The sequence below is a fragment of the Arthrobacter sp. NPDC056727 genome (assembly GCF_042790555.1).
Classification (GTDB): domain Bacteria; phylum Actinomycetota; class Actinomycetes; order Actinomycetales; family Micrococcaceae; genus Arthrobacter.
Map to the genome: position 1 here is coordinate 22,607 of NZ_JBHTZA010000035.1, position 18,468 is coordinate 41,074.

The 18,468-nt window shown below is 68.0% G+C and carries 16 protein-coding genes; 13 read left to right on the forward strand and 3 right to left on the reverse strand.

The features are described from left to right. Nucleotides 1–121 precede the first annotated feature (121 nt). Nucleotides 122–1,087, reverse strand: coding sequence for a quinone oxidoreductase family protein (locus tag ACFRAH_RS22685; RefSeq protein WP_377993157.1), 966 nt, complete (start codon nt 1,085–1,087; stop codon nt 122–124). A gap of 186 nt (nt 1,088–1,273) precedes the next feature. On the opposite strand from ACFRAH_RS22685, the gene argC reads away from it, so the two are divergent. The 9 genes from argC to ACFRAH_RS22730 all read left to right on the forward strand — a co-directional run bounded on the left by argC (nt 1,274) and on the right by ACFRAH_RS22730 (nt 10,844). After that, entirely contained in the window at nt 1,274–2,305 is a 1,032-nt protein-coding gene (gene argC, locus ACFRAH_RS22690) for an N-acetyl-gamma-glutamyl-phosphate reductase (protein WP_377993158.1), read from the forward strand. After that, nucleotides 2,302–3,468 carry a bifunctional glutamate N-acetyltransferase/amino-acid acetyltransferase ArgJ gene (gene argJ, locus ACFRAH_RS22695; protein ID WP_377993159.1) on the forward strand — a complete coding sequence of 389 codons (1,167 nt, stop codon included), beginning with the start codon at nt 2,302–2,304 and terminating at the stop codon, nt 3,466–3,468. Before argC ends, argJ begins: the two co-directional genes overlap by 4 nt. A gap of 30 nt (nt 3,469–3,498) precedes the next feature. Then, nucleotides 3,499–4,458: an acetylglutamate kinase gene (gene argB, locus ACFRAH_RS22700; protein WP_377993160.1), complete on the forward strand. Its 960-nt coding sequence runs from the start codon at nt 3,499–3,501 to the stop codon at nt 4,456–4,458. Further along, nucleotides 4,455–5,723, forward strand: a complete 1,269-nt coding sequence (locus tag ACFRAH_RS22705) for an acetylornithine transaminase (protein ID WP_377993161.1) — start codon at nt 4,455–4,457, stop codon at nt 5,721–5,723. The genes argB and ACFRAH_RS22705 overlap by 4 nt, the downstream gene beginning before the upstream one ends. Continuing rightward, a complete protein-coding gene (gene argF / locus ACFRAH_RS22710; protein ID WP_377993162.1) occupies nt 5,720–6,721 on the forward strand; it encodes an ornithine carbamoyltransferase in 1,002 nt (333 codons plus the stop codon). Before ACFRAH_RS22705 ends, argF begins: the two co-directional genes overlap by 4 nt. Next, entirely contained in the window at nt 6,721–7,257 is a 537-nt protein-coding gene (locus ACFRAH_RS22715; RefSeq protein WP_377993163.1) for an arginine repressor, read from the forward strand. Before argF ends, ACFRAH_RS22715 begins: the two co-directional genes overlap by 1 nt. A gap of 77 nt (nt 7,258–7,334) precedes the next feature. Next, a complete protein-coding gene (locus tag ACFRAH_RS22720) occupies nt 7,335–8,540 on the forward strand; it encodes an argininosuccinate synthase (protein ID WP_377993164.1) in 1,206 nt (401 codons plus the stop codon). A gap of 5 nt (nt 8,541–8,545) precedes the next feature. Next, nucleotides 8,546–9,979 carry an argininosuccinate lyase gene (gene argH, locus ACFRAH_RS22725; RefSeq protein WP_377993165.1) on the forward strand — a complete coding sequence of 478 codons (1,434 nt, stop codon included), beginning with the start codon at nt 8,546–8,548 and terminating at the stop codon, nt 9,977–9,979. A gap of 118 nt (nt 9,980–10,097) precedes the next feature. After that, on the forward strand, nt 10,098–10,844 hold the full coding sequence (locus ACFRAH_RS22730; RefSeq protein WP_377993166.1) for a maleylpyruvate isomerase family mycothiol-dependent enzyme: 747 nt from the start codon (nt 10,098–10,100) through the stop codon (nt 10,842–10,844). Nucleotides 10,845–10,872: 28 nt separating this feature from the next. Here ACFRAH_RS22730 and ACFRAH_RS22735 read toward each other — a convergent pair whose 3' ends face one another. Further along, a complete protein-coding gene (locus tag ACFRAH_RS22735; RefSeq protein ID WP_377993167.1) occupies nt 10,873–11,382 on the reverse strand; it encodes a methylated-DNA--[protein]-cysteine S-methyltransferase in 510 nt (169 codons plus the stop codon). Further along, nucleotides 11,379–13,010: a DNA-3-methyladenine glycosylase 2 family protein gene (locus tag ACFRAH_RS22740; protein WP_377993168.1), complete on the reverse strand. Its 1,632-nt coding sequence runs from the start codon at nt 13,008–13,010 to the stop codon at nt 11,379–11,381. The genes ACFRAH_RS22735 and ACFRAH_RS22740 overlap by 4 nt, the downstream gene beginning before the upstream one ends. Nucleotides 13,011–13,120: 110 nt before the next feature. Here ACFRAH_RS22740 and ACFRAH_RS22745 point away from each other — a divergent pair, with 110 nt between their 5' ends. The 4 genes from ACFRAH_RS22745 (at nt 13,121) to tyrS (ending at nt 18,057) form a co-directional block, all read left to right on the forward strand. Beyond that, on the forward strand, nt 13,121–13,759 hold the full coding sequence (locus ACFRAH_RS22745; RefSeq protein WP_377993169.1) for a DNA-3-methyladenine glycosylase: 639 nt from the start codon (nt 13,121–13,123) through the stop codon (nt 13,757–13,759). 9 nt (nt 13,760–13,768) lie between these two features. After that, entirely contained in the window at nt 13,769–14,326 is a 558-nt protein-coding gene (locus tag ACFRAH_RS22750; protein ID WP_377993170.1) for an adenine phosphoribosyltransferase, read from the forward strand. Nucleotides 14,327–14,412: 86 nt separating this feature from the next. Beyond that, entirely contained in the window at nt 14,413–16,641 is a 2,229-nt protein-coding gene (locus ACFRAH_RS22755) for a HelD family protein (RefSeq protein WP_377993171.1), read from the forward strand. Nucleotides 16,642–16,743: 102 nt separating this feature from the next. Then, nucleotides 16,744–18,057, forward strand: a complete 1,314-nt coding sequence (tyrS, locus tag ACFRAH_RS22760) for a tyrosine--tRNA ligase (protein ID WP_377993172.1) — start codon at nt 16,744–16,746, stop codon at nt 18,055–18,057. The last annotated feature ends 411 nt before the right edge of the window (nt 18,058–18,468 follow it).

Below are 18,468 nucleotides of genomic sequence, written 5' to 3' on the forward strand. Positions count from 1 at the left end.
GGAACGGTCGTGTCCAGCGTTTTCGGCAGGGGCTCAATCACGGCTGGATTCTCTCCCGGCAAGATGAACGGAAGGTGACATCGTTTCCCCTCCGTTCATCCGGCGCTGCATTGTTACGGGTTTAGGGGAGCAACAGAACTTTGCCGGTGGTGCGCCGGCCCTCGAGGTCCTCGTGTGCCCGGCGGGCCTCAGCCAGCGGATAGGTGGTGCCGATGCGGACGTTGAGGCTGCCGTCGGCCGCGGCACCGAAGATTTCCGTGGAGCGCCAGAGGCGCTCCTGGGGGTTACCGAGGAAGTGGGCCAGCGACGGGCGTGTCAGGGTCAGTGAGCCGCCGGCGTTGAGCCGCTGCGGATCCACCGGCGGGACCGGGCCGGACGCGGCACCGAAGAGCACCAGCGAACCCCGGGTGCGGAGGCTCGCCAGCGAGCCGTCGAACGTATCCTTCCCCACGCCGTCGTACACCACGTTCACGCCGGCGCCGTGGGTCAGGTCCCGGACGGCGCCGGCGAAGCCGTCGTAGCGCAGCACCTCGTCGGCGCCGGCACCCCGTGCCAGGGATTCCTTCTCATCCGTGGACACGGTGGTGATGACGCGGGCGCCGCGGGCCTTCAGCAGCTGGATCAGCAGCAGGCCGACGCCGCCGGCGCCGGCGTGGACCAGCACGTTGTGCCCGGGCTCAACGCGGAACGAGGAGTTGATGAGGTAATGGGCGGTCATGCCCTGGAGAGGGAGTGCCGCGGCGGTCTGATCGTCGACGGCGTCCGGCACGGGCAGCGCCTTCGCGGCGTCCAGCACGATGTACCCGGCGTAGCATGCGGTTCCTTCGGCCGTGGCCACCCGGTTGCCCACGGTGTAGTCCTCCACACCCTCGCCGATCTCCTCGACGACGCCGGCCGCTTCCGATCCCGGCGTGAACGGGTAGGCCACCTTGTAGGTGCCGCTGCGCTGGTAGGTTTCGATGAAGTTGACGCCGGTTGCCGCGACCTTCACCAGCAGCTGGCCGGGGCCGGGGACCGGGCGGTCGATCTCCGTGAAGTCCAGAACGTCCGGTCCGCCCGGCTGCCGGGCGACGATGGCGTGCGTCATGGAATTTCTCCTTTTCCGGGCCGGGACCTCCGGCACCCTTCCTCACTTCATCCTAGGGACCGGGCCGGTACAGGCGAAGTCGGGCGGAACCCGGCGTAAGGAGGCGCGGCTCCTCTATGCTCAGGCGCGGCAACTTTATGCATAAATATCGGTACCTATGCATAGTCTTGCTGTATAGTCGTCTTCATGACTATTTCTGTTGCCGTTTCCGGCGCCAGCGGCTACGCCGGCGGCGAAGTTCTCCGCCTCCTGGCCGGCCATCCGGACGTCACCATCGGAGCCATCACGGCACACAGCAACGCCGGTTCCAGACTAGGCGAACTGCAGCCGCATCTCCATGGCCTGGCCAGCAGGATTCTCGAGGACACCAGCGTGGAGAACCTGTCCGGGCATGACGTCGTGTTCCTTGCCCTCCCGCACGGGGCGTCCGCCGAGATCGCGGCCAAGCTTCCCGAGGGCACGGTGGTGATCGACGCCGGTGCGGACCACCGCCTGGAGGACGCCGCCGCGTGGGAAAGGTTCTACGGCTCGGCGCACGCCGGGACGTGGCCGTACGGCCTGCCTGAACTGCCCGGCCAGCGTGAAAAGCTCAAGGGCGCCAACCGTATCGCGGTTCCGGGCTGCTACCCGACGTCGGCGCTGCTCGCCCTCACGCCGGGCTTCGCCGGCGGACTGCTGGAGGGCAACGACGTGGTCATCGTCTCAGCCTCCGGCACCTCCGGGGCCGGCAAGGCCGCGAAGGTGAACCTGATCGGCTCCGAGGTCATGGGGTCCATGAGCCCCTACGGCGTGGGCGGCGGCCACCGGCACACGCCCGAAATCGAGCAGGGCCTGTCCAACGCCTCCGGCGAGCCGGTGACGGTTTCCTTCACGCCCACCCTCGCGCCCATGAGCCGGGGCATCCTCACCACCGCAACCGCACGGGTCAAGCCCGGCGTCGGCGCGGAGGAACTGCGCCGTGCCTGGGCGGAAGCGTACGACGACGAGCCCTTCGTCCACCTGCTGCCCGAGGGCCAGTGGCCCACCACCAAGTCAGTGCAGGGCTCCAACCATGCCGCCATGCAGCTGGCCTACGACGCACACGTCGGGCGCGTCATTGTCACGTGCGCCATCGACAACCTGACCAAAGGCACCGCCGGTGGAGCGGTGCAGTCCATGAACATTGCCCTTGGCCTGCCGGAAACCGCCGGCCTCAACCTGCAGGGAGTAGCCCCGTGACCGTTACCGCACCCAAGGGATTCCGCGCCTCCGGCGTCACGGCCGGACTCAAAGCCTCCGGCAACCCGGACCTCGCCCTCGTGGTCAACGACGGACCCTCCAAGGCAGCAGCCGCCGTCTTCACCTCCAACCGGGTAGCCGCAGCCCCCGTCCACTGGTCACGCCAGGTGGTCTCGGACGGCCGCGTCGACGCCGTCATCCTCAACTCCGGCGGAGCCAACGCCTGCACCGGCCCGCAGGGCTTCCAGAACACGCACACGACGGCGGAGAAAACGGCCGAGGCGCTGGGCCTGTCCGCCACCGACGTCTTTGTCTGTTCCACCGGTCTGATCGGCGAGCAGCTGCCCATGGACAAGATCGTCCCCGGCATCGACGCCGCGGCAGCTGCCCTGAGCGCCGACGGGGGAGCCGACGCCGCCACGGCGATCATGACCACCGACACGGTGTCCAAGCAGGCGGTCTTCACCGGCGCCGACGCCGAGGGAAATGAATTCACCATCGGCGGCATCGCCAAGGGCGCCGGCATGCTGGCGCCCGGGCTGGCCACCATGCTGGTGGTGCTCACCACGGATGCCGACGTCCAGCCGGAATTGCTCGATCTGGCCCTCCGCGACGCCACGCGCGTCACCTTCGACCGCGCCGACTCCGACGGCTGCATGTCCACCAACGACACCGTGGTGCTGCTGGCTTCGGGCGCCTCCAAGGCCGTTCCGTCCGACGGGGTCTTCGGCCAGGGCCTTACCCAGGTCTGCGCCGAGCTGGCCCGCAAGCTGATCGGTGACGCCGAGGGCGCCAGCCACGATATTGCGATCCGGACGTTCAACGCCGCCACCGAGCGCGACGCCGAGACGGTCAGCCGCGCCGTCGCCCGCTCCAACCTCTTCAAGGCAGCCATCTTCGGCAAGGACCCCAACTGGGGCCGGGTGCTCTCCGCCGTGGGCACGACCGATGCCGTGTTCGAGCCGGACCAGCTCAACGTGTCCATGAACGGCATCCAGATCTGCCAGAACGGCGGCATCGGCCAGGACCGTAAGCTGGTGGACCTGGAACCGCGTGAGGTGACCGTTGAGATCGACCTGCAGGCCGGCGAGGCGGAGGCCACGATCTGGACCAACGACCTCACGCACGACTACGTCCACGAGAACAGCGCCTACTCTAGCTAGATCCGCCGGCAACCCTGGAGAACCAGCCGCATGAACACCCAGACCCGCGAGTCAACGTCCATGAGTGATGCCCAAGACAAGGCAGGCACGCTCATCGAAGCCCTGCCGTGGATCCAGCGCTTCGCCGGAACCACCATGGTGATCAAGTACGGCGGCAACGCCATGGTCAACGACGAACTGCGCCGCGCCTTCGCCGAGGATGTCGTGTTCCTCCACCACGTGGGCATCCACCCCGTGGTGGTCCACGGCGGGGGCCCGCAGATCAACTCCATGCTGGGCAGGCTTGGCATTGAGTCGGAGTTCAAGGGCGGGCTGCGCGTGACCACGCCCGAGGCGATGGACGTGGTGCGGATGGTCCTCACCGGCCAGGTGGGCCGTGAACTGGTGGGCCTGATCAACTCGCACGGGCCGTACGCCGTCGGCATGTCCGGTGAAGACGGCGGCCTGCTGCGTGCCGTCCGCACCGGAACCGTGGTTGACGGCGAGGAGGTGGACCTCGGGCTCGTGGGCGAGGTGGTGGGTGTGGACCCCGCCGGCATCGTGGACATCCTCGACGCCGGCCGGATCCCCGTTGTCTCCACCGTCGCCCCGGAGATCACCGACGCCGGCGACGGTGTGCCCGGCACCGCCCGCTTCCAGCCCACCGGCCAGGTCCTGAACGTCAACGCGGACACCGCGGCCGCGGCTGTGGCCTCGGCACTGGGCGCCTCGAAGCTGGTCATCCTGACCGACGTCGAAGGCCTCTACGCCAACTGGCCGGATAAATCCTCGCTGATCTCCTCGCTGACGGCCTCCGAGCTGCGGGAGATGCTGCCCAGGCTCGAATCCGGCATGATTCCCAAGATGGCCGCCTGCCTGAAGGCCATCGACGAGGGCGTGGAAAGGGCACACATTGTGGACGGCCGGCTGCCGCACTCAATGCTTCTGGAAACATTTACGACGGCGGGAATCGGCACCCAGGTGGTCCCGGACGAGGAGACGAACGCATGAATACCGTGGAAAAGTCATCGGTGACCGATCTGGTCGAAACCAGCGGGCATGCAGGTTCCGAGTGGCTGGCGCGCTACTCGTCGTCGCTGATGGGCGTCTTCGGCACGCCGCAGCGGGTGCTGGTTCGCGGCGCCGGCTGCCTTGTCTGGGACGCTGACGGCAAGGAGTACCTGGACCTCCTCGGCGGCATCGCCGTCAACGCGCTCGGCCACGCCCACCCGTTCGTGACCTCGGTGATCTCCAGCCAGCTGGCCACCCTGGGGCACGTCTCCAACTTCTTCACCAGCCCCACCCAGATCGCCCTGGCCGAGAAGCTCCTGGAACTCAGTGCAGCGCCGGCCGGCTCCAAGGTGTTCTTCACCAACTCCGGCACCGAAGCCAACGAGGCCGCCTTCAAGCTGGCCCGCCGGAACTCAGGTTCTCCCGCCGGTGAGGCCGGCGGCAAGCCCCGCACCCGGATCATCGCGCTGGAGGGCGCATTCCACGGCCGGACCATGGGAGCGCTGGCGCTCACTGCGAAGGAGGCCTACCGCGCCCCCTTCGAGCCCGTGCCCGGGGGAGTGGAGCACATTCCGTTCGGGGACATCGACGCCCTGCGCAACGCGGTCGACGACACCGTGGCAGCCGTTTTCCTGGAGCCCATCCAGGGCGAAGCCGGCGTCCGGCCGCTGCCGGCCGGCTACCTGAAGGCCGCCCGCGAGGTCACCGCAGAGGCCGGTGCCCTGCTGATCCTGGACGAGGTGCAGACCGGCATCGCACGCACGGGCAAGTGGCTGGCCAGCGAGGACGCCGGGATCGTGCCGGACGCCGTCACCCTTGCCAAGGGCCTCGGCGGCGGCTTCCCGATCGGCGCGCTCGTGACGTTCGGCGAGCAGACGTCGTCGCTCCTGTCCGCGGGGCAGCACGGCACCACCTTCGGCGGGAACCCGGTGGCCACCGCCGCTGCACTGGCCACGCTGCACGCCATCGAAAGCCAGCACGTGCTGGACAACGTCCGCACCGTGGGTGAGCACGTCCGGAAGGCGCTGGCCGCCGTCGACGGTGTCACCGAGGTGCGCGGCGAGGGACTGCTGATCGGCTTCGACCTGGACGCCGACGTCGCCCCCGCCGCCGTGACCGCAGCCCTGGACGCCGGCTTCATCATCAACAGCCCCGGCCCGCGCACCATCCGCCTGGCGCCGCCGCTCATCCTGACCACCGAGCAGGCGGACCGTTTCCTGGCCGCCCTTCCGGCCATCCTGCAAACCGCAAAGGACGCACAGTGACTTCCACCATCCGCCATTTCCTGAAGGACACGGACCTCACCCCTGCCGAGCAGGCGGAAGTCCTGGAGCTCGCGGGCCGCATGAAGGCGGCGCCGTACAGCGTCCAGCCGTTCGCCGCGGAAGGCAGCGGCCGCAAGACTGTGGCTGTCATCTTCGACAAGACCTCCACCCGGACCCGGGTCTCCTTTGCCACCGGCGTGGCGGACATGGGCGGCAACGCCCTGATCATCAACCCTGGCGAGGCACAGATCGGCCACAAGGAATCGGTCGAGGACACCGCCAAGGTCCTCGAGCGCATGGTCTCCACCATTGTGTGGCGGACCGGCGCGCACTCCGGCCTCGTTGCCATGGCGGAAAACTCCAAGGTTCCGGTCATCAACGCCCTGTGCGACGACTACCACCCCTGCCAGCTGCTGGCTGACCTGTTGACGGTCAAGGAGCACAAGGGCGAACTCAAGGGCCTCACCATGGCGTACCTCGGCGACGCCGCCAACAACATGGCCAACTCCTATCTGCTGGCCGGCGTCACGGCCGGCATGCACGTCCGCATCGCCGGCCCGGAGGGCTACCTTCCTGCCGCGGCCATTGTGGCCGCCGCCCAGGAACGTGCCGCCGAGACCGGCGGCTCCGTCCTGATCACCACCGACGCGGCGGAGGCACTCAAGGGAGCCGACGTCGTCGCCACCGACACCTGGGTCTCGATGGGCCAGGAAACGGAGAAGGAGGCCCGGCTGCAGCTGTTCCGTGAGTACTCCGTGGACGAGGCCGCGCTGGCGCAGGCCGCCGCTGACGCCGTCGTGCTGCACTGCCTGCCCGCCTACCGCGGCTACGAAATCTCGGCCGGCGTGATTGACGGCCCGCAGTCCATCGTGTGGGACGAGGCGGAGAACCGGCTGCACGCGCAGAAAGGGCTCATGGCCTGGCTCATGCACCGGTCCGGGCTGGCGTTCGTCGACGGTCTTGCTCCCGTTGAAGGCACCGGGGAGAGCACGTTCTAGTGTCCACCAACCCGGCCGCCCCGGGCGCGAGCCCGGCCACCAAGACGGCCCGCCAGGCGCGGATCACAGCGATCCTGACCGGCGAGTCGGTGCGGTCCCAGGCCGAGCTCGCGGCGCTGCTCGCCGACGACGGCGTGCAGGTCACCCAGGCCACGCTGTCGCGTGACCTCGTGGAGCTTGGCGCCGTCCGGGTCCGGGGCAAGTCGGGCGTGTTGGTGTACGCCGTACCCGGTGAAGGCGGGGAGCGGGCGGCCAAGAGCGGGGTCAGCCAGGAAATCCTCGATGCCCGGCTGGCGCGGCTCTGCGGGGAGCTCCTGGTCACGGCCGAGGCATCGGCCAATCTCGTGGTGCTTCGCACACCGCCGGGCGCGGCGAACTTCCTCGCCCTCGCCATCGACCATTCGGTGATGCCATCGATCCTGGGAACCATTGCCGGGGACGATACTGTGCTGCTCGTGGCCCGGGACCCGCTGGGCGGGCCGGACCTGGCCGCCCGGTTTCTGCAGCTCGCCGAGGAAGCCGGCACCGGCCAGTAGCGTCCGGCCGCTTTCTTCCCCGGCAAATTTTGACACAGGCAAACACAACAAAAACAAACAACTAAGGAGCATGTTCCGTGACTGAGCGTATTGTTCTGGCCTACTCAGGTGGCCTGGATACTTCCGTAGCCATCGGCTGGATCGGTGAAGCCACCGGCGCCGAGGTCATCGCCGTGGCGGTCGACGTCGGACAGGGCGGCGAATCGCTGGAGACCATCCGCCAGCGCGCCCTCGGCTGCGGCGCCGTCGAGGCCTACGTGGCCGACGCGTCCGACGAGTTCGCCAACGAATACTGCGTGCCCACGCTGAAGGCCAACGCCCTCTACCAGGGCCACTACCCGCTGGTTTCCGCGATCTCCCGCCCGGTCATCGTCAAGCACCTGGTCAAGGCCGCCCGTGAATTCGGCGCCACCACCGTGGCCCACGGCTGCACCGGCAAGGGCAACGACCAGGTCCGGTTCGAAGTGGGCATCCAGACCCTCGGCCCGGACCTGAAGTGCATCGCGCCGGTCCGCGACCTCGCCCTGACCCGCGACAAGGCCATCGCCTTCGCCGAGGAAAAGGGCCTGCCGATCGAGACCACCAAGAAGAACCCGTACTCGATCGACCAGAACGTCTGGGGCCGCGCCGTCGAAACCGGCTACCTCGAGGACATCTGGAACGCCCCCACCAAGGACATCTACGACTACACCGCCACGCCGGAATTCCCGCCGGCACCGGACGAAGTCACCATCTCCTTCGAAGCCGGTGTTCCGGTAGCGATCGACGGCGTCAAGGTCACCCCGCTGCAGGCGATCAAGGAACTCAACCGCCGCGCCGGCGCCCAGGGCGTGGGCCGCATCGACGTCGTCGAGGACCGCCTGGTGGGCATCAAGTCCCGCGAAATCTACGAGGCACCCGGTGCCATGGCGCTGATCACCGCGCACAAGCACCTCGAGGACGTCACCATCGAGCGCGAGCAGGCCCGCTTCAAGGCCACCGTTGGCCAGCGCTGGGCAGAGCTCGTCTACGACGGCCAGTGGTTCTCCCCGCTGAAGCGCTCCCTGGATGCCTTCATCGAGGACACCCAGCGCTACGTCACCGGCGACATCCGCATGGTGCTGCACGGCGGCCAGGCGATCGTCAACGGACGCCGCTCCGAGACCTCGCTCTACGACTTCGACCTCGCCACCTACGACACCGGCGACACGTTCGACCAGTCCATGGCGCGCGGCTTCATCGAGCTTTGGGGCATGTCCGCCAAGGTTGCCTCCGGCCGCGACATCCGCGTCGCAGGAAAGTAGCCCCGGTGGGGAGCGAAAGCACCAAGTCGGAGGCGACGAATACCGGCGCCCTCTGGGGCGGCCGGTTCGCCGGCGGCCCCGCCGATGCCCTCGCGGCGCTGAGCAAGTCGACGCACTTCGACTGGCGCCTGGCCCGCTACGACATCGCAGGGTCCAAGGCGCACGCCCGCGTGCTGCACAAGGCCGGGCTGCTGGATGGCGCCGAACTTGAAGGCATGCTCGCAGCCCTGGACCAGCTGGACGCGGACGTCGCTTCGGGCGCCTATGTCCCGGCGGAATCCGATGAGGACGTGCACGGTTCACTGGAGCGCGGCCTGATCGAGCGCGCCGGAACGCAGCTGGGCGGCAAGCTCCGGGCCGGGCGTTCGCGCAACGACCAGGTGGCCACGCTGGGCCGCATGTTCCTGCGTGACCACGCCCGGATCATCGCCCGCGGCGTGTTGGCCACCATCGACGCGCTGGTGGAGCAGGCCAAAGCCCACCCCGGCGTGGCAATGCCCGGCCGCACCCACCTGCAGCACGCCCAGCCCGTCCTGCTCAGCCACCATCTCCTGGCCCACGCCTGGGCCCTGCTGCGCGATGTGCAGCGGCTCCAGGACTGGGACAAGCGGGCCGGCGTGTCGCCGTACGGCTCGGGGGCGCTGGCCGGTTCCTCGCTGGGCCTGGACCCCGAGGCTGTTGCCGCGGACCTGGGCTTCTACTCGGCCGTCCACAACTCGATCGACGGCACCGCGTCCCGCGATGTCTTCGCCGAGTTCGCCTGGGTGTCCGCGATGATCGGTGTGGACCTGTCCCGGATCTCGGAGGAAGTTATCTTCTGGGCCACCAAGGAATTCTCCTTTGTCACGCTGCACGATTCCTACTCCACGGGGTCGTCCATCATGCCGCAGAAGAAGAACCCGGACGTGGCGGAACTGGCCCGCGGCAAGGCCGGCCGCCTGATCGGCGACCTCACCGGCCTGCTGGCAACCCTGAAGGGGCTGCCGCTCGCGTACAACCGCGACCTGCAGGAGGACAAGGAACCGGTGTTCGACGCCGCCGACACGCTGGAGCTGCTGCTGCCGGCAGTCTCGGGCATGATCGCCACGCTGAAGTTCAATGCCGACCGGATGCAGTCGCTGGCCCCGCAGGGCTTCGCGCTGGCCACGGACATCGCCGAGTGGCTGGTCCGGCAGGGCGTGCCCTTCCGCGAGGCGCACGAACTGTCCGGCGCGGCCGTCAAGCAGGCTGAAAGCCGCGACGTGGAACTGTGGGACCTGACGGACGGGGAGTATGCCGCCATTTCGGAGCACCTCACCCCGGAGGTCCGCAGCGTCCTGAGCACGGAAGGGTCCCTCAGCAGCCGGAACTCGCAGGGCGGCACGGCACCGGCCGCCGTCGAACGCCAGCTTGCAGCGCTGGAAGGCGAGCTCAACGGCGTCCGCGAGTACGCGGGGTAGTCCCACGTTCGCGAGGTGGCACTTGGTGGCGATGTTTTTCGGAAACACTGCCGCTAAGTGCCACCTCGCCGCGTTAACGGGCGGGCCCACGCCGGCGGGGACCGTTTAGGATGGCGGCATGACGGCAATCACACCTGACACCCTGCGGGCCGAACTCCACAAAGCCGCCGACGTCGTGACCTCCCTGGCAGCGAAACTCACCGAGGCTGACGTCCCGGCTCCCTCGGCCCTTCCGGGATGGACCCGCGGGCATGTCCTCGCGCACATCGCCGGCATCTCGAACGCGATGGCACGGCAGCTCGAATACGCCGCGCGCGGGGAGACGGTGGAACTGTACGACGGCGGCTATGACGGCCGCACGAAAGCTATCGAAATGAGCGCGGGGCATGCCTTGGCCCAGCACCGCGCCGACGTGGACTCGGCGCTGGAGCGGGCGCTGCGGGCCTTCGATGCGCTGGACGCGCATAGTGGCGCGGGCGGCTGGCACGCGCCCATTTCGTACCGCGGGGGAGTGGTGCTGGACGGCGGCTTTGCGCTGTGGCGCGAGCTGGTGATCCACACCTCGGACCTCAACACCGGCCGCGGCCCGGAAACGTGGAGCAGGCCGTTCTGCGAGCACCTGTTCAGCTTCCTGGCCGCCCGCGTGCCCGATGGCCAAAAGCTGGTGCTGCAGCCGCTCGGCCTGCCTCCGGTGACGATCGGACACGGCGGCCGCTCCACCGTCGTCAGCGGAATGGTCACCGACATCGCCGCCTGGCTCGCCGGACGGGAACCGTCGCTGGGCAGCCTGCGCGCCTCGGCCGCTGCCGACAGCGTCGACCTGCCGGAACTGCTGCCCTGGCCTTCCGGGGTGCCCGCCAGGTAGGCAAAGGGCTGTACCCAGCCGGCTCAGCTCAACCGGCGGAGAGCCCCTGCTTTTCGCGGGCCAGCAGGCTTTCCTTGATCCGCAGCCCCCAGCGGAAGCCGCCCATCGTGCCGTCCGTGCGGACCACCCGGTGGCACGGAACGAACAGCGCAGCGGCGTTGAAGGCGCAGGCACTGGCGGCGGCCCGGACCGCCTTGGCGTTGCCGGACAGCTCCGCGTATTCGGTGTAGGTCACCGGCGCCCCCGGACTGACGGTACGGAGCACATCCCAGGCATGGGCGCGGAAAGGGCCTGACTTCTGCAGGACGGGCACGCTCATGGCAGGCGCCGGATCGCCTGCGTAGAAGGCCTCCACGGCCGCGGAGATCGGGCCGAGGTGCTCTACTTCTTCGTACGCGTCCGGCAGCAATTGCGGATGGATCTGGCCCGTCAGGTCGTGGGCGTCGGCAGTCCATCCCGAGGCGAGGACCACGCCGTCGCGGGCGATGATGGTGAACGGTCCGTCTGGCGTCGTCATGGTGAGGAGCTGGGCTTTCATTGCACTGTTTCTTTCATGGCGCTGTCACTTTCACTTTTCATTGTTTGCGCCCTGCGGGCGGCGGAAGTTCTCGGCACGGCGGCGGCCGCACGCCAGAGGTGCATCGTGGCGTACGAACGCCACGGGCTGACTTCACGGAAGTCCGACGACGGCGCGGCGCCGCCTCCGCGTGCACCGGTCACCGGGCCCGCGTCGCCGGGATCACCGAAACCGGCGGAATCACTGAATTCAGCAGCCAGCGCCCGGATTCCATTGTGAACCGCGGCGTCGTTGGCGAGGAAGACATCCGGTGCCCCGATAACCCGCATGGCAACGTATCCCACGGTCCACGGCCCGACGCCGGGCAACGGCAGCAGCTTGGCGGACAGGGTGGGCAGATCGTCCCCGTAGCCATAGTCCAACTTTCCTTCAGCCAGTGCCGTGGCCGCGGCCAGCAGAGACTCTATCCTGCGCTGGGGGCCGCGGAGCAGTTCTGCTCCGGCTTCAGCGATCTGCGCGGGTGACGGGAACAGCCGTGAAAGCCCGTCGCCCGCGGCCGTGCTGGTACTGCCGGCAGCGGCCAGCTGCGTGAGGGCCGTGCGGGCTGCGGCCACGGTGATCTGCTGTCCCACCATGGCCCGGATCAGCAGTTCCTGCGGATCCAGCGCCCCTGGCAGGCGGATCCCCGGGGCAGCCGCGACGGACGCAGAAAGCCGGGGGTCGGCGCCAAGCGCGCCGTCGATGGCGACCGGATCCGCGTCGAGGTCGAACAGCCTGCGGACCCTGCTCAGCAGGGCCGGCAGGTCCCTCAGGTCCACCGCGCCGATGGTGAGCACCAGCGGCCGCCGGTGCGGTCCGCCGTCGTACTCCATTGTTTTACCAGCTACGGTGCCATTACCTGCCCCCGCATACTCCACGCTGAACCGCGCGTCCCCGTGCGGCAGCCGCAGCGTCCGGGAATACGACGATGCGGTTCCGGCCTCGATCCCCGGAATGGCACGGACGGACAGGAAGCTGAACACGCCCGGGTCGAACGGCTCGCGGTAGGGGAGAGCCAGCGTGAGCGAGGTGCTCGCGGGGGCCGGCGGATGGTGCCGGGCAGTGCCGCGCAGGGCTGTCGGCGTCATGTCGAACACCTCGGCAATGGTCTCGTTGAACTGGCGGACGCTGCTGAAACCCGCGGCGAAGGCAACGTCCGCGAGCTTCATCGTGGTGGACACCAGCAGCGTGCGCGCGGTCTGTGCCCTGCTGGCCCGGGCCAGGGACAGGGGACCGGCGCCGAGTTCGTGGCTGAGGATCCGGTTCAGCTGGCGGGACGAATAGCCCAGCCGTGCGGCCAGTCCCTCAACGCCGTCGCGGTTGATCACACCGTCGTTGATCAGGCGCATGGCGCGGCCGGCAATATCGGAGCGGAGGTTCCAGGCCGGTGTGCCCGGCACGGCCTCAGGCAGGCAGCGCTTGCACGCCCGGTAGCCGGCCTCGTGGGCGGCGGCAGAGGTTTCGTAGAAGGTAACGTTCTCCGCCTTGGGCGTCCGCGCCGGGCAGGAGGGCCGGCAATAGATGCCCGTGGTCCGCACCGCCGTATAGAACTGCCCGTCGAAGCGGGTGTCCCGCGCGTCGATGGCGCGGTAGCGCTGCCAGAAGTCCATGACTCCATCCTGCCAGCCGACGGAGGACGCTGCTAGCGGAAATCGGACATAGCCGTGGAGTCGCTTTTGCGCCGAAGCGGCCCTTGCCGGTGCTTCGGTAAAGTCGGGGCATGACCAGCAGCGGCCCTGTGCGGCAGTTCCTGTCCGGCGACGCGCGGGAAATCGCCCCGCAGCTTCTTGGCGCCGTCCTGACGCATGCCAGCGACGAAGGTTCGGTCGGCGTCCGGATCACAGAACTCGAGGCCTACATGGGACCCGTCGATTCACTGCACCCTGATCCTGGTTCCCACACGTACCGCGGGCCCACGCGCCGGAACGCCCCCATGTTCGGCCCGGCCGGCCACCTCTACGTCTACTTCACGTATGGCATGCATTACTGCGCCAACATCGTCTGCGGCCCGGCCGGCCACGCTTCCGCCGTGCTGCTGCGCGCGGGTGAAATCGTCGAGGGGCGGGAACTGGCGCTGGCGCGGCGGCCGACGTCGAAAGCGCCGAAGGACCTGGCCAGCGGACCCGCCCGGCTGGCCACGGCACTCGGGCTGACCACCGACGACAGCGGGCGGGACGCCCTGAGTTCCCCTTTCGGCCTGGTGCTGCCACACACACCTGCCGCCCACGTCAGCACCGGGCCCCGCGTCGGCGTTGCCGGGCACGGCGGCACGCACGACTATCCGTGGCGGTTCTGGCTGACGGGCGACCCCACCGTGTCCCGTTACAAGGCGGCGAAGGCGCGTCCGCCGCGGGCGTAGGCTTGACGCGTGAACCACAGCGAACCATCCACTGCGCCCAGGTCCCGTCCCGTTGATGAACTCATCGCCGGCCTCTGCGCTACCGTTCAGGACTATCCCAAGCCCGGCATCACCTTCAAGGACCTGACCCCCGTCTTCGCCGACGGCCCCGCGTTCCGGGCCGTTGTTGACGCACTCGTTGACCCTTTCAAAGGGCAGTTCGACGCCGTCGCCGGCGTCGAGGCGCGGGGCTTCCTGCTCGCCTCTGCCGCGGCCTACGCCACGGGCACCGGTGTTGTGACGGTTCGGAAGGCCGGAAAGCTGCCGCGCGAGGTGTATTCGGAGGACTATGCACTGGAATACGGCACGTCCACGCTGGAGCTTCACAAGACGGACCTGGCCCGCGGCAGCCGGGTGCTGATTCTCGACGACGTCCTCGCCACCGGCGGCACCCTCGGCGCTGCGGCACGCCTGTTTGAACGCTGCGGCGTCCACGTGTCCGGCGTGGGCGTGGTGATGGAACTCGGCGAGCTGCGCGGGCGCTCCGCTCTGGCCGGGCACCGCGTGCGGTCGCTGCTGCGCCTCTGAGATAACCTCTTTAAGCAGCTCAACAGCCGCCACGCCAGCCGAAATGGTTATAGAATGGACGGTCTGTCTTTTGCGATAGGGGAACGATGCACGACGCCGATTTGGCCCACGAACGGGACTATGTAGCCGGTCTGTATGCCCGGCTTGATGAGCTGCGCGAGGAAAAGCGCGCCCAGCTGGCGCAGGTGCGCCGCGCGGGAGCTGTCGGCACCATGCAGAACGTCTCCGAACGTGACGCCTTCGCGGCCCTGTACGAGGACCGCCTCGCCCAGCTTGACGCCGTCGACGACCGCCTGGTGTTCGGCCGGCTGGACCTGGACTCCGGCGAGGCGCAGTACATCGGCCGCATCGGACTCACCACCGAGGACCTCGTCCGGCTCATGGTCGACTGGCGTGCGCCGGAGGCCGGCCACTTCTACCAGGCCACCGCCTTCGACCGCCAGGGTGTCCGCCGGCGCCGCCACCTGATCCTGCAGGGCCGCGAGGTCAAGGCCATCGAGGACGACGTCCTGGATGCCGACATGCTCTCGGACGCCGACTCCCTGCAGGGTGAGGGAGCCCTGCTGGCCGCCCTGAACTCCAAGCGCACGGGCCGCATGTCGGACATCGTGGGCACTATCCAGTCCGAGCAGGACCGCATCATCCGATCCTCCATCTCCGGTGCCCTCGTGGTCCAGGGCGGCCCGGGCACCGGCAAGACCGCCGTGGCGCTGCACCGTGCCGCCTACCTCCTGTACACCCACCGTGACCGGCTCAAGTCCGCCGGCGTGCTGCTGGTGGGCCCGTCGTCGTCCTTCATGAAGTACATCGAACGCGTCCTGCCGTCGCTGGGTGAAACCGGCGTGGTCATGGCCAGCCTTGGCAGGCTCATGCCGGGCGTCAACGCGGTGCCGGAGCAGGAAGCCGACGTGGCTGCCATCAAGGGCCGGCTGGACATGGCCGAGGTCATCGCCAACGCGGTGGCCAACCGGCAGCGCATTCCGGCCGAAAACCGGATCCTGGAAGTGGACGGCCGCAAGCTGACCCTCACGCCGCGGCAGGTCCGGCGCGCCCGTGAACGCGCACGCTCCACCGGCAAGCCGCACAACGAGGCCCGCGTGACGTTCGTCAAGATCCTGCTCCGCGAGCTGACCGAGCAGATGACCGAACTCGTCGAGGCCGGCAACATCGGCAACAATGCCGACCGCTCCTATCTCGCCGAGGACGTCCGGACAGCCCGCGATGTGCGCATCGCGCTGAACCTGTGCTGGATGCCGATGACGCCCGAGAAGCTCGTGGGTGAACTCCTCAGCAAGCCCGCCCTCCTCGAAGCCTGCACCCCCGGGCTGACCGCCCGGGAGCGCGAGCTCCTGCTCCGGGCTCCGGATGCGCCGTGGACAGAGGCGGACGTTCCCCTGCTCGACGAAGCAGCCGAACTCCTCGGTGAACTGGATCCCGCTGCAGGCCGCGGCCTCGCCCAGCAGGAGCAGGACCGTGCCCGCGCCCTGGCCAACGCCCGGCAGACCCTGGTCAACATGGAATCGGCCGGCGTCGATGTCCTGATGTCCGCCGAGGAACTCGTTGAACAGAACGAGGAACGCGAAGCCCGGCTGACGGCCGCTGAGCGCGCCACCAGCGACCGCACCTGGGCCTTCGGTCACATCGTTGTCGATGAGGCGCAGGAACTGTCGCCGATGCAGTGGCGGCTCCTGGTCCGCCGCTGCCCGCTCAAGTCGTTCACCATTGTGGGGGACATCGCCCAGACCAGTTCCGTGGCCGGAGCGAAGTCGTGGCAGGGAGCCCTCGCCCCGATGTTCGGCGACCGCTGGCAGTTGGAGGAGCTGACGGTGAACTACCGTACGCCGTCGCAAATCGCCGAGGCAGCGGCCCGCATGGCCAACGCCGCCGGCCTCGTGGTCTCCGCCCCGAAGGCAGTCCGGGAAGGCCGCTGGTCGCCCATCATCGACCGCGTGGACAAAGGCAGCCTGGTACGCCGGCTGGTGGAGGTCCTTCCCGGTGAGCTGGAGGCGCTCGACGGCGGCCTGCTCGCCGTGATTGCCGACGGCGACCTGCTGCGGGAGGCCACGGCAGTCCTGCGCGCCGAGTACGGTTCCCGGCTGGGCACGGGCGCCGGCAGCTATGAACAGGACGTGGTGGTCATCAGCCCCCGCGAAGCCAAGGGACTTGAGTTCGACGGCGTCGTGGTCCTGGAGCCGAGCGCCATGCTGAACCACGAACATGGCAGGGTCGGCGATCTGTACGTCGCCATGACCCGCCCCACGCAGCGGCTTCGGCTGATCGCGGCCGCGGGCGTTCCTGCGGGCATCGAGCGCTGACACCGCCTGGCCGGCCCGGCCGTTCCCGGCCGGGCCGGTTGCGGCCGGCCAGCCTGCTTCATGCGGGCTCCGCGTGGCGCCGGTACTGCTAACTTAGAAGGCGTGTCACAACTAAACGACCTCGAATCCCAGCAGAACGACCCCAGCTTCGCCAACATCTGGCAGGAGCTCAAATGGCGCGGCCTCGTCCACGTATCCACCGACGAGGTGGAACTGGAGAAGCTGCTCGCCGGGGAACCGGTCACGTATTACTGCGGATTCGATCCCACGGCGCCAAGCCTCCACCTGGGGAACCTGGTCCAGCTCCTCCTCATGAGGCGCCTCCAGCTGGCCGGCCACAAGCCCCTCGGCCTCGTGGGCGGCTCAACCGGCCTGATCGGCGATCCCCGTCCGACGGCGGAACGCACCCTGAACACAAAAGACACCGTTTCTGAGTGGGTGGGCTACCTGCAGGCGCAGGTCCGCCGCTTCCTCAGCTTCGACGGCGCCAACGCCGCCCGGATGGTCAACAACCTCGACTGGACCGCGCCGCTGAGCGCGATCGATTTCCTCCGCGAGGTCGGCAAGCACTTCCGTGTGGGCACCATGCTGCGCAAGGACGCCGTGGCCTCACGCCTCAGCTCCGAGGAAGGCATCAGCTACACGGAGTTCAGCTACCAGATCCTGCAGGGCATGGACTACCTGCAGCTCTACCGCGACTACGGCTGCATGCTGCAGACCGGCGGATCCGACCAGTGGGGCAACCTCACCAGCGGCACCGAACTCATCCGCAAAGTGGAGGGCAAGACGGTCCACGCACTGGGCACTCCGCTCATCACCAACGCCGACGGCACCAAGTTCGGCAAGAGCGAAGGCAACGCCATCTGGCTGGACGCTGCCATGGTCAGCCCGTACACCTTCTACCAGTTCTGGCTGAACACCGCGGATGCCGACGTTGTGGACCGGCTGAAGGTGTTCACCTTCCTGACCCGTTCCGAGATCGACGAACTGGGTGCGTCGGTCGCCGAGCGTCCCTTTGCCCGCGAGGGACAGCGGAAGCTCGCCTACGAAGTGACCTCCCTGGTCCACGGCGTCGAAGCCACTGAAAAGGTCATTGCCGCCTCCGCTGCAGTCTTCGGCAACGGCGACCTGTCTGTGCTGGACGAGCAGACGCTTGCCGCGGCAACCGCGGAACTGCCGTCCGCTTCGGTGGATGGGACCGGCCTGGGCATCATCGACCTGCTGGTGGCATCGGGGCTGTCGGACAGCAAGTCCGCAGCGCGGCGGGTCATCGGGGAGGGCGGCGCCTATGTCAACAACGCCAAGGTCTCCGATCCGGACGCGGTAATCTCTCCGGCCCAGCTGCTGCACGGCAAGTACCTGCTGCTGCGCCGCGGCAAGAAGAACCTGGCCACGGTCCAGGTAACGGGCGCCTAGCACCGGAACTCACCAAATGCACGCTTCTCCGCGGCCGATTTGCACGGCCGTGGGGGAGCGTGTATTGTCTTTTGAGTCGCCGCCGCTGAGCGGGGACAAACCCCCTTTACTGAGAAGCAATTCTTCAACTGCAAAGCACGAATGAAGAAAAGCTTCCGTTAGTGCTGGGCGGATTCATTCATTGAAGTGAATATCGGGTGAATAACCCGGATTTGCAAAGTGAAAATGAATGAAATAAGATGGAAACATCGCAGCGAAGAAAAGCGAAACACAAATTCGGATTACTGAATCGGAATTGTTTCGCAAAGTATTCGAATGTGTCTGTTGTTTGAGAACTCAATAGTGTGCCAAGTTTATTGATACCGATTTTTTGTTGAATTGGTTGAATTGCCGGGCCGTGCCGCCTCCGTG

Coding starts and splice junctions, on each gene's coding strand:
- argC (WP_377993158.1), top strand. CDS start 1,274: ATGACTATTTCTGTTGCCGTTTCCGGCGCCAGCGGCTACGCCGGCGGC.
- ACFRAH_RS22705 (WP_377993161.1), top strand. CDS start 4,455: ATGAATACCGTGGAAAAGTCATCGGTGACCGATCTGGTCGAAACCAGC.
- ACFRAH_RS22730 (WP_377993166.1), top strand. CDS start 10,098: ATGACGGCAATCACACCTGACACCCTGCGGGCCGAACTCCACAAAGCC.
- argB (WP_377993160.1), top strand. CDS start 3,499: ATGAACACCCAGACCCGCGAGTCAACGTCCATGAGTGATGCCCAAGAC.
- ACFRAH_RS22735 (WP_377993167.1), bottom strand. CDS start 11,382: ATGAAAGCCCAGCTCCTCACCATGACGACGCCAGACGGACCGTTCACC.
- ACFRAH_RS22685 (WP_377993157.1), bottom strand. CDS start 1,087: ATGACGCACGCCATCGTCGCCCGGCAGCCGGGCGGACCGGACGTTCTG.
- ACFRAH_RS22740 (WP_377993168.1), bottom strand. CDS start 13,010: ATGGACTTCTGGCAGCGCTACCGCGCCATCGACGCGCGGGACACCCGC.
- ACFRAH_RS22755 (WP_377993171.1), top strand. CDS start 14,413: ATGCACGACGCCGATTTGGCCCACGAACGGGACTATGTAGCCGGTCTG.
- ACFRAH_RS22745 (WP_377993169.1), top strand. CDS start 13,121: ATGACCAGCAGCGGCCCTGTGCGGCAGTTCCTGTCCGGCGACGCGCGG.